The organism is Methanolobus sediminis, from assembly GCF_031312595.1.
Lineage (GTDB): Archaea > Halobacteriota > Methanosarcinia > Methanosarcinales > Methanosarcinaceae > Methanolobus > Methanolobus sediminis.
In genome coordinates this window covers 1,708,016-1,720,831 of the sequence record NZ_CP133592.1, presented here as the reverse complement: position 1 = coordinate 1,720,831, position 12,816 = coordinate 1,708,016, and the positions used below count along the sequence as shown (strand labels likewise).

The window sequence follows — 12,816 nt, the reverse complement described above, 5'->3', positions numbered from 1 at the left end:
AGATATGAGACTTAAGTTCTCATATCTTCGAGCTGCTATCTGCAATTTTATCTTCTATTGTACAAAACCGCAGCAAACAAGCATACAATTCCGCAAACGATTCCAAAACCAGGTGATTTTGCATTATCTGTATCTTCAGTTGTAGCAGCCTCGGTTTCCGCGACACCATCTTCACTTTCCACGCTGCTCATTTGAGTTTGTTCAGTTACAGAATCAGAAGTGATCTCACTTGCATAATCTGAATCTTGTGATTGTTCTGTCGATTGATCAGCATCTTCACTTTGCCCAACATCCTGAGTATTTAAAACAAATTTTTTAATTACTGAGTAGCCACTGGTATAAAGATTGCCAGATGAATCAACTTCAACATCCATGATGCCTATGCCGTTGCCTTTAATATCACATTCGGCAATTAAGTTACCAGTACTATCATACTTCCTTATAGAATCATCAGCCTTGACAACATAAAGATTATCGGACGAATCAACAGCAATTCCAGCCATGTTATGGCAGTCTTCAAAAACTAACTTAGATATAAAATTGCCATTGCTGTCAAATTTTTGAATGCGCATGTTACTATAATCAGTAACATAAACATTATCTGATGAATCGACTGCAATGTAGTCTCCTGAAGTTCTGGGAATAATTTGTCCGTCCTCGCTACCTTCTGAATACCACTCAGAAATTAAGTTACCATTGCTATCATATTTCTTTATTCCGTTATACTCTGTATGAAGGGAATTCAGATAGTAAGTATAAACATTACCCAAAGAATCAACAGCAAAGTGGCTACCACTGGGCTTCCATTTAGTAATTAAGTCACCATTGCTATCGTACTTGTAAATAAAATAGCTAGCTCGAAGGTACACATTGTTGGAGGAATCACAGGCAATAGAACCTACATGATCATTGATTTCAACATCCATTATGAGATTCCCATTGCTATCATACTTGTAGTATTCAACGGTTTGAGAAGACCCGACATAAACATTATCAAAAGAATCTATGGCAACACAACTACCTTCTATAGATAAGTCATCCCACTGTTCGTCCAAAGTATAGGTTTCAGCACATGCTACCTGAGCGCTCATCAAGCCAAGGCTCAATAAGATAAAGCAAATTGATACTTTTTTGTAAATTGATTTTTGTTGTTCTTTCATTTTTACCACCAATTAATCGAAACTGTGATAGGACATTTTTGACCACCCGATTTATCCATTGACAGCTTTAATAACAATTCAATATTTTAAAACCACATCAAATGGGAAAGAGGACATACATATATAATTTTTACTATTTATACCGATGAGAATTATTATTTATATTATAGTTTCATAAACTGTTTTGCAGAAACGAATTAAATAAGAATCGGCCTAACTGCAATTATTTTATGTAGTGTATATAGTCAGCACTTATGTTGACAGAGCATGACATTGACTACCTGTTATGTCCAAGTTCTCGAATCGTTTACGTGCTCTAGTCCAGATTTCTTTCCAGCTTTCATTGTAGAGATTTCCAAGTGAATGGTTTCTCATTGTTGTGCAGGGAGAAACACTGCCATCTGGATATACACCAGCCCTGGTTAGGCCTGCAAGACATGTTTTAAAGTTGTAAGTATTGATTAATGGAAGAGCATCAATCGCTTCGCCACAATCGGTAACGCCTGAAATAGTTACATCACTTCGCCCAGCGTCCAGGATAATGTCTGCTACTTCATTACGGATTTTTCTCATTTGTTCTGATGCAAGACAATACGAGGAGTATGTTTTATCACTCGGAGAAAAGGGCTGTAGCGGCATTAAGTTAATATGAGATAATTGAGAATAATCTGTTAGCAATTGAGTGATACTATTTGTAATATCGGAATAGTTATGTGAAGTCAGGCACATGCCAATAACAAAAGGAATATCCTCTTTTTCAAAGGTATTTAATCCTGCAAGGGTATCCTTTCCTTTTCCTCTTAAGATGTCATGTATCTCTGGATTTGTACTGTCTAATGTGATCTGAAATGAAAGGCCACGTTCTGACAACGTTTTTAATCTTGTCAAATCATCTGTTGTTAATTTGTGGATTAACGTACCGTTAGTACTGACACCAATTTTTTGGATTTTAAAGATACCCTGAGCAAGTTCAAGAATGGAAATAATATCTTTTCGGATGAAAGGTTCTCCTCCAAGTATGATTACTTCAAAAGGATCAGCTTCTTCTTTTGTTTTATTGAAGAGGAAGCAAAGTTGATCAACTGTTGGAGTAAGTGAACTTAGTGGTCTGGCATAGCAATATTTACAGTCAATATTACAAAGGCCAGTAACCTCAAACTCTATCCGGAAAGGAAAACTTGGTAGTGGTCTTTCACTCATATTTTCAGATCCAGCACATTTATTAGATCATCAGCGCTTTGATAACTTCAGGGTTCTGAACTCTGATTTGCCCAATGGTCTTTTCTTTTATTCCATTTAATAGAGTTAGTCCGTTTTCGTTAGCAAAGAAGATTCCTTGATTGGCAAAGTTGTGTATAAAACCATCAGCTCGTATTTGCAGTAGGTTTTTTAGAGGAATTGATTCAAAGGTCATTTTGTCGTTTTCACTTTGTTCTTCACAAGAAGCTCCGTTTGAGTAAAAATTGCCATATGTTCCATCAGAATAGCCTTGATTGTAGACATTCTCATAGCTATGTTGATCATATCGATGCGTGTCGTTCCACTCGTTCCCATATGATGAATTTTCTTTTGTCTGATTTTGCCTCAAGAATGCAAATTCCTGGTCTGTTCTAGCTGCAAAGAGAACGATACCTAGATCGCTGGTTTTTGTTTTATGGGCAGTTGTATTTTTAATCATCATAAGTACACCATAAAAAAAAGAGATACAGTTTTTGTATAAATATCCTGCGGAACATTGACAAATATTCCCAAATGTATATATTAATTATATTAATAGAGGACAGCAGATTGTGATTGATTGAATGTATATGACTACAGACAATGATTTAGTCTTAAATTACAATATTATAATAATGGATTCCATCAAAATATTGAGACTTCTCAATGATACTTTACAATGTCCCCTCCACATTATATATATTTAAAAATTGATATACACACTTTACGTGATGAAAATACAAATATATCACCTCCTTTTTAAGCTCAAACCTAGCCACTCGAAACCTTTTTATACAATATATGATATGTAAGGGCTACCCTTCTGAATCTGATTGGGATAGTAGGGTAGCTTGGTCCATCCTCGAGCGTTTGGGACGCTTGGACTGCGGTTCAAATCCGCGCTATCCCACCAGAACTTTTTACAACTTTTCTACTATTGTTTTATGACCATTAGCTTGGTTTTTGCCTTACAGGATTAGTTTTATAACATATCCGTCAGGAATAATGTCCCCATGGCAAACATTAAAGTGAAACTATTTGCAAATCTCAGGGAGATTGCACAAACTTCGTCATTATCACTCACTGGAGACTCTGTTAAAGAGGTACTCTTTTCACTTACAGAACAATATCCTGCTCTTAAAGAACTTGTATTCGAGGTAGGAGACGATGTAAAACTTTGTGGTTACATCAATGTATTTCTGAATGGAAACAACATCAAACACATGGAAGGACTGGATACTATCCTGAACGATGACGATGAGCTGGGAATATTCCCACCGGTATCCGGCGGTTAAACTGACAACTGAGGAACTTGAATGATATTCAGAGAACGCACAGATGTCGGAAAGGCAAAGGAGATGTTCCTTGCCGGGATAAATTGTATTGACAGAACGGAAGTACTGCCTGTAAGGTCTGCAATCGGAAGAGTGCTCTCAATAAGCATACTTGCGCCACGCAATGTTCCTCATTACAGACGTTCAGCAATGGATGGATTTGCAGTAAGGTCTGTGGACCTTATAGGTGCATCTCCAACAAACCCTGTTATGCTCCAGATATCCGATGAGATCATGGAAGGAACCTGCACCCCGGTCAATACAGGAGATTACGTACCTGATGATGCGGATGCAGTCTTGATGATGGAAGATACCATTTCCATTGGAGATATGATCGAGATCAGGGCGCAGGTACATCCCGGAAAGAACGTTGGTGAGATTGGCGAGGATGTCAGGAAGAATGAGATCATTTTCAACAAAAGCCACATCCTCAGGCCATGTGATATTGCAGTGCTGGCATCGCTTGGAATCAGTGAAGTCAAAGTATATTCAAAACCTGTTGTTGCAATCATCCCTACCGGCAATGACCTGCTCCCGCTTCCCGGAGATGAAGAACCCGCACCCGGTAAAACACTTGACATTAACAGCCTCATGATAGGAGAGTATGTAGAGAAATGGGGCGGAACTGCCGTGTATTGCGATATCGTTCCTGAAGATGCGAATCTCATTGAAGAAGCAATCAAAGCAAACCTCGACACTGACATGATCGTAGTTTCCGGGGGAACCTCGGTTGGAGACAGGGATTTTGTCCCGGCTGTGGTGGAGAAACTGGGCAGGAAACTGGTTCATGGAGTGGGACTCAGTCCTGGAAAACCTACTGCACTTGGAATTGTTGAAAATGTGCCAGTACTCTGTATGCCCGGATATCCGGCAGCAGGACTTGTAGCACTCTTTGCTTTTGGTAAACCTGCACTTAGAAAAGCCGGAAATATACCGGATATACCGGACACAACAGTAAAAGCCACATTAAGCGGGAAAATACTCTCAAGGGAAGGATATCTCAGCTATGCAAGGGTAATACTCGAAGGTGGCATTGCTCATCCGCTAATGACAGCTGGTGCAGGAATACTGAGTTCCATTGCAAAATCCGACGGGTTTGTTATAATCCCGGAAAATGTTGAAGGGTGCGAAGAAGGAAGCGAAGTGGACGTAGTGTTAATTGAATAGTGATTATCTGAAAAACCAGGGTTCAGAACTTCTCACCATTGGCATGGGAGGGTTCTTCGGAGCAATATCAAGGTTCCTTATTGCAGGATACTTTACTTCTGCATCCGGAACACTTGTGGTAAATGTGCTTGGGAGCATACTGCTTGGTATCCTCATGTACAGCTCCGAGTACCTTGGAATTATATCACCAAGGACACGTTTGTTTTTCGGAATTGGATTTTGCGGGTCACTCACAACCTTTTCTACGTTCACGGTTCAGACATTCCAGATGCAGCTGGCTGAAGCTGCATTCAACATTCTTGCCAGTCTTGTATTAACGCTTGCTGGAATTTTCACCGGCAGGGCACTGGTTATCTACCTAGTAAGAAGGAGGGAAGAAGCTGGCATATGAAATCCTTCTTGTAGGAATCGGAGGTTTCATTGGTGCTAACCTCAGATACCTTGTTTCAGGTGCAATCCCCAGAATAAATGAGATTCCTGCCGGGACACTTGCAGTGAACACCATTGGCAGCTTTGTGCTCGCGGTGCTGACATTCACTTCGTTAGAGGGAACACTGCGTTATATGATAAGTATAGGAATGCTTGGATCTTTTACAACATTCTCTACATTCGCGTATGAAAGCTTCAGGCTTCTGGATGAGGGAGAGAACAAGCATTTTCTGATGAATATCGGACTTAATCTTTTGTTGTGCCTTTTTGCAGTGTTTTTAGCACATGTTCTTGTCAGATGATGTTCAACTGCAAGAGCAGTGCCAGCAAGATCAATATAATTCCGGTAATCAGGCGCACTTCCACACGCTTTTTTTCCCTGAATTCGTTGACTTTTTTTGGGTCCAGGCCAAAAGCAAGAAGTGCACCAAGTATCAGAATTGGCAGGACAACTGCAAAATTATAGATACCCATATACAGCACAGCATTAACAGTGTTGCCACCGGACAGGAGCATTTCAAGGATCATCAGGTAAACAGCACCTACACATGGGGCTTTTACGAGAGAGAATATCCCTCCGCCAACGAAAGAGATGAGAAGTATATTCTTGCCTCTTGCATGGTTCATCATATCCACAAATGAATGAGGGGTTTTGAATGATGATTTTGAATGTTTGCTTATGTAATATGCATCATAAATATGCCAGACTCCAAGAATAGCTACAAGGAATATCATGAATGCTGTTATTGCATCTTTGAGTCCGGGAAAAGATGTAATTGTGTTCAGTATCCCAAACCCTACAACCATGTAAGTTGCAAATATCCCGGCACAGAATCCGATAACCAGAACAAGCATGTCCTTGCGGGAACCTCCGGAGGATACAATTGCTGAGGCAAGGAAAGCCATAACAGCAATAAGACACGGATTGAAACCTGCCAGAAGACCTGCAATGAAAATCACAGCAGGAGTATGATCATCTAATGATTCATCAGATATAGCTTCTACTTTTGATGAATCGCTTTCATAATCCATAACAGGAGCTCTTTCTATTGCTTCAGAAAGCATAGAACGGAGTATCTCAGTGTCACCTTCATAGTCGTTGTAACCAATGACAGTACTTCCATTTACGACAACAGCAGGAACGGTTGTCACCCCATAACTTTTAGCCAGACTGAAAGCGGATTTTATCTCATATGAAGTGAAGTTAATATCAGGATAAACGGAGACCACATCTTCGATCACAGGTGATGCCTGTGCACATTTCAGGCAGCCATCTTCATAGAAATATTCTACAGAAACTGTAGCCTGAGCTAAACCAGTGAGAAAGATAAAGGTAAATAAAAATGCAAGCAAAAACCTGCATTTATTTCGTTCAGTGACAGGATGTCGATGAACAGGTCTTTTTATCATACTCGCTTTCCAGAACGGATTTGGTTTCAATGCTCAGGAGTTCGCCTGTGCTGGAAGAGACAAAGCCTTCGATCACGTATAGATCCTTGATACCGGAACATGCACAACTGCGTTCCATTATCCTGACCCTCCAGACACTATTCTCTTCAACGGTGCCGTTAGGAACGGAGTCTACAAGCTCAGTATTTGCCACCCTCCATTCTTCCACATGGAAATATTCTCCGGAATAATTAATCGCTATTGGATTACTTTCAACAATCGCTATAGCCTCTGAAGAACTTACGTCAGTATCCACACTATCCGAACCCAGGTACGTGTAGGCACCTGCTATCCCCACTAGTATCAGAACAGCCAGAACTGTAATGACATTATGATTGTTTTTTTCCATAAGTATTGGTATTAGCATTTAAGCTATAAAGTTTACTAAACCTAATCATGCAACCTAATCATATAATCTATATAGCAGAGTGAACAACTTTTACATTGGAGATAACCAGAAAAAAGATGTAACATTACCTCATTTGCATTAACAAGCAAGGTATTCAGGGGAAAATATGAGAACATTATTTTTAAGAATATATCTGAGCGAGAATGACAAGTATAAAGGCAAAACGGCACACCATGCAGTCATTGAGTTCTTGAAAGACAAAGGTATTGCAGGAGCCACAGTCCACCATTGCATGGAAGGATACGGAGTGCACCACAAGATACACACTGCAAGTGTCATGAGACTTGGAACAGACCTGCCGGTAATTGTTCAGGCAGTGGATAAGGAAGAAAAGATAAGAAAACTTATTCCTGAGCTAAAGGAAATGCTTCCCACTGAGCTTATGATAGTGCAGGAAGTGGAAGTGGTTTCTGGAGAAGGATTTAAAGAAGAGTGAAGAGACTGGAAGTCTCTTATCACCTGTAGAGAACAACTGTGCTTCCCCTTACGTCAATAAGGGTAGTCTTGGTTGCTTCTGCAAGTTTCTCAGCAGATGTTTTGATGTCCTCTCCTTCTGCGCTGGTCTTGAGCATCTTTATTTTAATAAGACGATTAGCTTTTACCTGCTTTTTTATTTCTTCTACTACAGAATCAGTGATTCCGTTCTTTCCTATATTGATTATAGGTTTGATCTTTGTTGCTTCATTTTTTAATTGATATAATTTATCTTTATCCATAATGATACTCCGATAATTTGCATTAAATATTGATTATATGTCATAAGTTGATTATTGAATATTTGAAACTGACCATTGGATATCTTCAAGTTTGTAAAACACATGCAAAAGTAGTACAAGAGAATATGACTGCCTTACGTGGCAGTTTTATGTTTTCTTGAGAACGATATCTTTTCCCTCGATAGCGTACTCAAACCATGGAGTAGGCTTTGAGGTCATTCCCACTACCCTCATGGCATAGGCATCTCCGACAGCTTTTATTTCGATCATTCCGTCAAAGAGCTGTTTCAGGGTAGCTATTGTCTGTGCATCATGCATCTCATCTTCAACCACATACAAGCCAAAACCGTTAGCGGCTTTAACACGTCCGGTGAAGACGTGCAGGAACCTGAAAACTGTCTGTATGTTAGAATACATGAGAATAGTTGACAGTGAGTTGATACACAAATGAACCTGTTGTTTCTTCTTTCTTACCAGCATCTCTTCAAAGAACTGGCTGATCTTCACACCGATACCGGTGAGATCTACAGGACTTGATGCCCTCTTTATCTTTTCAGTATCTGATGCACCCAGCCCAAGTGTCTTGGTCACACAGTCAACAATGCCAATATCAGCAGTTGATGTGTCCAAACCATTATCTTCGAACCATCCGAGAACACGTTCCCCTGGCTCACGTGTAGATACTATTATAGCAGATCCGGCCGGACTCTGGCTGTTAAAAACAATGGCATCCAGCAGGTCATCTTTTCGGCTCATAGGAGGACCTATCATCATAAGATTAGTTCCTTCCCGGATGTCGCCCAAAAGCTCATCCAGTTCCTTGATGCCTAAAGAGTAGCCGGACATGTTTCCCTCTTCATTGGGATTGTATATAGGATTTGCCCTTTAGAGAGTAATCATTCCTCCTTAAAGGGATTCTACAACATTAACTTTTAATACAATTATAAATATTAACGTATATAAATGTGCCTTTTGACACACTTTAATAAAGTAAAATATACAATATAAACCTTTTTTGGTTACTGCCGAGCATGTTTCACAAGATGACCTGTTTCCGGAAGAATAATCTCTCGCAACGCAAGTTCCACAGCATTCGGAGATCCGGGAACACAGAATATTACTTTCCCTTTCAACAAACCTGCTGCTGCACGTGAAAGAATAACAGAACTGCCTATCTGCCCTATACTCTTGAATCGGAAAAGTTCACCGAATCCCGGAATATCTTTGTCAAACAGAGGAGCTACGGATTCAATGGTAACGTCCTTTGAAGCAAGTCCTGTTCCTCCACTTGTGATGACAACATCAGCATCAGATTCAAGAGCCCGGTGTATGACACCTTTGATCAATGCAGGATCATCAGGGATCAGTTCATATTTCGTAACTTTATGACCACTGGAAATAACAAGTTCATGCATTAGTTTCCCGGAACCGTCGTTGGCTTCTTCCGGTGAGGAAACTGCTCCGAATTCACTGAATCTGGAACTGGAAATGGTGACCAGGTAAAAAGAATATTCTTTTTCTGTGCCTTCCTTGTGTTCTTTTGTAGACTGACTGCTCATACGAAGTATTTATACCTGAAAAAGTATAAGAAACACTCGATTTGACCATGAGGATTCTTTCTATAGATGTCGGGACCGGTACGCAGGATATACTGCTTTATGATACTGAGCGTGAGATAGAGAACAGTCTTGTGATGATCATGCCATCGCCGACAGTAATTGTTGCAGAAAGGATCAGAAAGGCAACTCTACGAGGACACAATATAGTTCTGACCGGAGATGTCATGGGAGGAGGGCCTTCTGTAAGAGCCATTAAAGCCCATATGGAAAATGGATTTAAGGTATATGCAACTGAGAGAGCGGCCCTTACCATAAAAGATGATATTGAAAGGGTCAGATCTATGGGTATCAATATAATTACCAGTGATGAACTGGGAAATCTTCCCGAAGGAACAGAAGAGATCGTTCTTCAGGACATTGATGTTGACGCTTTCAGTAATGCCCTTGCCAGTTTTGGAGTTAATATGCCTGAAATGATCGCTGTGGCAGTACAGGATCATGGAAACTCACCACAGGAAAGTAACCGGATATACCGTTTTAGGATATTTGAAAGGCTTATTGATGAAGGAGGAAGCTTTGAACACTTTGCCTACAACGCAGATACTGTTCCTGAAGATTTTACCCGCATGGCAGCAGTTGCAAGAACCCTGAAAAAACAGGAGTTCATCAAAGATACTATTATTATGGATACCGGGCCAGCAGCAATATTTGGTGCTTTGATTGACGAAAATGCATTACAACCTGCAATTGTTGTAAACATAGGTAACGGACATACTCTTGCTGCTATTGTGGACAATAATCGTGTTATAGCCTTGTTCGAACATCATAGCTCAGCCCTTGATGGTGAAAAGTTACAGAAATATATAATGGACTTTGCCAGTGGAAAACTTAGTTTCGAGGATATCTTTGATGATGGAGGGCATGGCTGCTATATCCGTGAAACTCCGGGATCTGATGCCATCAGGTCAATAATGATCACCGGACCCCGACGTAATATACTCATGGATATGGAGATTAATAAAAGGGACAGTGCTGTATGGGAAAAGCTTCATTTTGCATCCCCATATGGAAATATGATGTTGTCTGGTTGTTTTGGTCTTCTTACAGTCCAGCTGAGCAGAGAGCTCTGAACCTGTGACAAGACTTATAAACTCCTAGGTAGTATGAGGACAGCCATCGAGATTAATCCATATTGTTGAGAGCAACATCAACAAATACAAATATATACATATCAATTAGGGTACAAATCCAGAGGCAAAAGACAACGGTACTATCATAGTTACGTACCGCTCTTTATTACAATAATTAATTCAAGGAGATTTTATTCATGGTAAGAAAACCAGCAAGTATGTACAGGAACGTCAGACAACGCTCATTCACCAGAAGGAAATACATGGGTGGTGTGCCAGGTAGCCACATCATTCACTACGACATGGGTAACAAGAGTGCTGAGTTCCCGGTAAAGGTCACACTTATAGTAAAGGAAAGATGCCAGCTACGTCACACTGCTCTTGAAGCTGCACGTATCACCGCCAACAGGGCAATGGTAAACGCAGCAGGCCGTGCAGGATACCACATCAAGCTCAGAGTATACCCACACGAAGTACTCAGAGAGAACAAGCAGGCTACCGGAGCAGGTGCAGACCGTGTATCCAGTGGTATGCGTGGTGCATTCGGAAAGAACGTAGGAACAGCAGCAAGAGTTTCAGCCGAGCAGAAGATCTTCACAATATCTGTTAACAAAGAACACTTTGTAGCAGCAAAGGAAGCACTCAGAAAGGCTGGCCAGAAACTGCCAACCCCAGTCAGAATTGTAGTTGACCAGGGTATGGAACTTGTACAGTAAACAAAATTACAAAGAGGGATTAAATATGGAAGATTACGAAGCGCTTCTGGATCGTGCGATAGCTAACTTACCCGACATGGAGACTACGGATGCCCGTTTCGTAATCCCTGAGCCAAAGATCATGGTAGAGGGTAAGACCACGATCCTTGACAACTTCAACAATATCGCCGATGTTCTTAACAGGGAACCTGATCATTTGATGAAATATCTCACACGTGAAATGGGAACTGCTGGAAAGATCGAGGGACTCAGGGCAGTGTTCCAGGGTAGGTTCTCCAAGGACCAGATCCAGTCCAATATCGAGGCGTATGTTGAAGAATTCGTTATGTGTTCCGAATGTGGAAGACCTGACACTCAGCTTACCAAAATGGACCGCGTAATGGTGCTTAAATGTGCAGCTTGTGGAGCTCACAGGCCTGTGAAAAAGAGACGTGCAAGTGCACCTGTTAAGCAGGATTCCATTGAAGAAGGCAAGGAATACGATGTTCGCATCGATGCAGTCGGTTCCAAGGGCGACGGAATTGCAAAGGTTGACAAGTTCACGATCTTTGTACCGGGTGCTGCAAAGGGCGAAACCCTCAAGGTAAGGATAAAGAGAATCAGTGGAACCCTCGCGTTCTCTGAAAAGGTATGATACCTGAATACAGGTATCAATATTCTTCTTTTTTTGATAACTTTTTTTAAAAGCAATCGTTATATAATATTCGTGCGCTAAATATATAAATTACTCGAAAATAATTACTCGAGGAGAGATATGGCACGAGTACCAACAGGAATTCCAGGATTTGACGAACTTATAGAAGGCGGGTTCATTGAAAACGATGTTATCCTCCTGACCGGAGGACCCGGTGCAGGCAAATCTACTTTCGGATCACAGTATCTGTATGCTGGCACTACACTATACAATGAACCTGGAGTTTACGTTACTTTTGAAGAAACACCTGCCCGCATCATGAGAAACATGTGGAGATACGGCTGGGACATGGAACGTCTCATCAAAGAGAACAGGCTCCGCATAATCAGAGCAGACCCCATAGCATATGGACGTTACATCAAGACACTGGAACCTGAACAAGATCATGACAATGCAACGCTTGAGACCGTGCTGAGGCAGATTTATGCAAGTGTGAAAGAAATTAATGCTAAGCGACTTTTCATTGATTCGCTGACCTCTCTTAAAATATCCCCTGATCCGGTAGACGTCAGACATATTATACTTGAATTCATCAAGAATATCGAAAGCTTTGACTGCACTACACTAATTACAAGTGAAATGAACATGAACCCCGACCATTTCAGTGTCGAAGAATACCTTGCCGAAGGAGTTATCTGTCTTAAAGTCAACAGGATTGCCGGAGAAAGGATCAGATCCCTTGAGATATTAAAAATGCGGGGTGTAAAGCATGACGAGGTGCTTCGCCCATACATGATTACTGATAATGGCATTTTTGTCTATTCATCCGATTCTGTTATAGGCAAGGAAGCTGATGTGTTCTCCTTACAGCGATCTTCGATTCTAGGGGAATAAT

General features: G+C 40.8%; 17 protein-coding genes and 1 tRNA gene. 10 read left to right on the top strand and 8 right to left on the bottom strand.

Annotated elements, in window-relative coordinates; all coding sequences use genetic code 11:
• Positions 1 to 47: 47 nt before the first annotated feature.
• From RE474_RS08405 to RE474_RS08395, 3 genes are all read right to left on the bottom strand, one after another.
• Positions 48 to 1,160: an NHL repeat-containing protein gene (locus tag RE474_RS08405; protein WP_309309931.1), complete on the bottom strand. Its 1,113-nt coding sequence runs from the start codon at positions 1,158 to 1,160 to the stop codon at positions 48 to 50.
• 252 nt (positions 1,161 to 1,412) lie between these two features.
• Entirely contained in the window at positions 1,413 to 2,360 is a 948-nt protein-coding gene (locus RE474_RS08400; protein WP_309309930.1) for a radical SAM protein, read from the bottom strand.
• Between the two features lie 22 nt (positions 2,361 to 2,382).
• Positions 2,383 to 2,841, bottom strand: coding sequence for a hypothetical protein (locus RE474_RS08395; protein WP_309309929.1), 459 nt, complete (start codon positions 2,839 to 2,841; stop codon positions 2,383 to 2,385).
• 372 nt (positions 2,842 to 3,213) lie between these two features.
• On the opposite strand from RE474_RS08395, the gene RE474_RS08390 reads away from it, so the two are divergent.
• From RE474_RS08390 to crcB (RE474_RS08370), 5 genes are all read left to right on the top strand, one after another.
• Positions 3,214 to 3,291: transfer RNA gene (locus RE474_RS08390), tRNA-Pro, on the top strand.
• 100 nt (positions 3,292 to 3,391) lie between these two features.
• A complete protein-coding gene (locus tag RE474_RS08385) occupies positions 3,392 to 3,673 on the top strand; it encodes a ubiquitin-like small modifier protein 1 (RefSeq protein ID WP_309309928.1) in 282 nt (93 codons plus the stop codon).
• 21 nt (positions 3,674 to 3,694) lie between these two features.
• Positions 3,695 to 4,879 carry a molybdopterin molybdotransferase MoeA gene (locus RE474_RS08380; RefSeq protein WP_309309927.1) on the top strand — a complete coding sequence of 395 codons (1,185 nt, stop codon included), beginning with the start codon at positions 3,695 to 3,697 and terminating at the stop codon, positions 4,877 to 4,879.
• 43 nt (positions 4,880 to 4,922) lie between these two features.
• On the top strand, positions 4,923 to 5,270 hold the full coding sequence (gene crcB / locus RE474_RS08375) for a fluoride efflux transporter CrcB (RefSeq protein WP_309312231.1): 348 nt from the start codon (positions 4,923 to 4,925) through the stop codon (positions 5,268 to 5,270).
• On the top strand, positions 5,260 to 5,610 hold the full coding sequence (gene crcB / locus RE474_RS08370; RefSeq protein ID WP_309312230.1) for a fluoride efflux transporter CrcB: 351 nt from the start codon (positions 5,260 to 5,262) through the stop codon (positions 5,608 to 5,610). The genes crcB (RE474_RS08375) and crcB (RE474_RS08370) overlap by 11 nt, the downstream gene beginning before the upstream one ends.
• Here the strand turns inward: crcB (RE474_RS08370) and RE474_RS08365 are convergent.
• Positions 5,603 to 6,718, bottom strand: a complete 1,116-nt coding sequence (locus RE474_RS08365; protein ID WP_309309926.1) for a thioredoxin family protein — start codon at positions 6,716 to 6,718, stop codon at positions 5,603 to 5,605. The genes crcB (RE474_RS08370) and RE474_RS08365 overlap by 8 nt on opposite strands.
• Entirely contained in the window at positions 6,681 to 7,106 is a 426-nt protein-coding gene (locus RE474_RS08360; protein ID WP_309309925.1) for a hypothetical protein, read from the bottom strand. Before RE474_RS08360 ends, RE474_RS08365 begins: the two co-directional genes overlap by 38 nt.
• Positions 7,107 to 7,272: 166 nt before the next feature.
• Between RE474_RS08360 and RE474_RS08355 the strand changes: the two genes are divergently transcribed.
• Positions 7,273 to 7,602 (top strand): DUF190 domain-containing protein, encoded by a 330-nt coding sequence (locus RE474_RS08355; RefSeq protein ID WP_309309924.1) that lies wholly within the window; start codon positions 7,273 to 7,275, stop codon positions 7,600 to 7,602.
• 19 nt (positions 7,603 to 7,621) lie between these two features.
• Here RE474_RS08355 and RE474_RS08350 read toward each other — a convergent pair whose 3' ends face one another.
• The 3 genes from RE474_RS08350 to RE474_RS08340 form a co-directional block, all read right to left on the bottom strand.
• Positions 7,622 to 7,882, bottom strand: a complete 261-nt coding sequence (locus RE474_RS08350; RefSeq protein WP_309309923.1) for a YhbY family RNA-binding protein — start codon at positions 7,880 to 7,882, stop codon at positions 7,622 to 7,624.
• Positions 7,883 to 8,029: 147 nt separating this feature from the next.
• The gene (locus tag RE474_RS08345) at positions 8,030 to 8,728 is read right to left on the bottom strand and encodes an RAD55 family ATPase (protein WP_309309922.1); all 699 of its coding nucleotides are present in this window, start codon (positions 8,726 to 8,728) and stop codon (positions 8,030 to 8,032) included.
• 173 nt (positions 8,729 to 8,901) lie between these two features.
• Complete coding sequence (locus RE474_RS08340; protein WP_309309921.1) at positions 8,902 to 9,441, bottom strand: MogA/MoaB family molybdenum cofactor biosynthesis protein; 540 nt, start codon at positions 9,439 to 9,441, stop codon at positions 8,902 to 8,904.
• A 47-nt stretch (positions 9,442 to 9,488) separates the two neighbouring features.
• Between RE474_RS08340 and RE474_RS08335 the strand changes: the two genes are divergently transcribed.
• From RE474_RS08335 to RE474_RS08320, 4 genes are all read left to right on the top strand, one after another.
• The gene (locus tag RE474_RS08335) at positions 9,489 to 10,571 is read left to right on the top strand and encodes a DUF1786 domain-containing protein (RefSeq protein ID WP_309309920.1); all 1,083 of its coding nucleotides are present in this window, start codon (positions 9,489 to 9,491) and stop codon (positions 10,569 to 10,571) included.
• A 197-nt stretch (positions 10,572 to 10,768) separates the two neighbouring features.
• Positions 10,769 to 11,287, top strand: coding sequence for a 50S ribosomal protein L16 (locus RE474_RS08330; RefSeq protein ID WP_309309919.1), 519 nt, complete (start codon positions 10,769 to 10,771; stop codon positions 11,285 to 11,287).
• A 25-nt stretch (positions 11,288 to 11,312) separates the two neighbouring features.
• Positions 11,313 to 11,921 (top strand): translation initiation factor IF-2 subunit beta, encoded by a 609-nt coding sequence (locus RE474_RS08325; protein WP_309309918.1) that lies wholly within the window; start codon positions 11,313 to 11,315, stop codon positions 11,919 to 11,921.
• 120 nt (positions 11,922 to 12,041) lie between these two features.
• On the top strand, positions 12,042 to 12,815 hold the full coding sequence (locus RE474_RS08320; RefSeq protein WP_309309917.1) for an RAD55 family ATPase: 774 nt from the start codon (positions 12,042 to 12,044) through the stop codon (positions 12,813 to 12,815).
• Position 12,816 lies beyond the last annotated feature (1 nt).

Coding starts and splice junctions, on each gene's coding strand:
- RE474_RS08405 (WP_309309931.1), bottom strand. CDS start 1,160: ATGAAAGAACAACAAAAATCAATTTACAAAAAAGTATCAATTTGCTTT.
- RE474_RS08400 (WP_309309930.1), bottom strand. CDS start 2,360: ATGAGTGAAAGACCACTACCAAGTTTTCCTTTCCGGATAGAGTTTGAG.
- RE474_RS08395 (WP_309309929.1), bottom strand. CDS start 2,841: ATGATGATTAAAAATACAACTGCCCATAAAACAAAAACCAGCGATCTA.
- RE474_RS08385 (WP_309309928.1), top strand. CDS start 3,392: ATGGCAAACATTAAAGTGAAACTATTTGCAAATCTCAGGGAGATTGCA.
- RE474_RS08380 (WP_309309927.1), top strand. CDS start 3,695: ATGATATTCAGAGAACGCACAGATGTCGGAAAGGCAAAGGAGATGTTC.
- crcB (WP_309312231.1), top strand. CDS start 4,923: ATGGGAGGGTTCTTCGGAGCAATATCAAGGTTCCTTATTGCAGGATAC.
- RE474_RS08365 (WP_309309926.1), bottom strand. CDS start 6,718: ATGATAAAAAGACCTGTTCATCGACATCCTGTCACTGAACGAAATAAA.
- RE474_RS08360 (WP_309309925.1), bottom strand. CDS start 7,106: ATGGAAAAAAACAATCATAATGTCATTACAGTTCTGGCTGTTCTGATA.
- RE474_RS08355 (WP_309309924.1), top strand. CDS start 7,273: ATGAGAACATTATTTTTAAGAATATATCTGAGCGAGAATGACAAGTAT.
- RE474_RS08350 (WP_309309923.1), bottom strand. CDS start 7,882: ATGGATAAAGATAAATTATATCAATTAAAAAATGAAGCAACAAAGATC.
- RE474_RS08345 (WP_309309922.1), bottom strand. CDS start 8,728: ATGTCCGGCTACTCTTTAGGCATCAAGGAACTGGATGAGCTTTTGGGC.
- RE474_RS08340 (WP_309309921.1), bottom strand. CDS start 9,441: ATGAGCAGTCAGTCTACAAAAGAACACAAGGAAGGCACAGAAAAAGAA.
- RE474_RS08335 (WP_309309920.1), top strand. CDS start 9,489: ATGAGGATTCTTTCTATAGATGTCGGGACCGGTACGCAGGATATACTG.
- RE474_RS08330 (WP_309309919.1), top strand. CDS start 10,769: ATGGTAAGAAAACCAGCAAGTATGTACAGGAACGTCAGACAACGCTCA.
- RE474_RS08325 (WP_309309918.1), top strand. CDS start 11,313: ATGGAAGATTACGAAGCGCTTCTGGATCGTGCGATAGCTAACTTACCC.
- RE474_RS08320 (WP_309309917.1), top strand. CDS start 12,042: ATGGCACGAGTACCAACAGGAATTCCAGGATTTGACGAACTTATAGAA.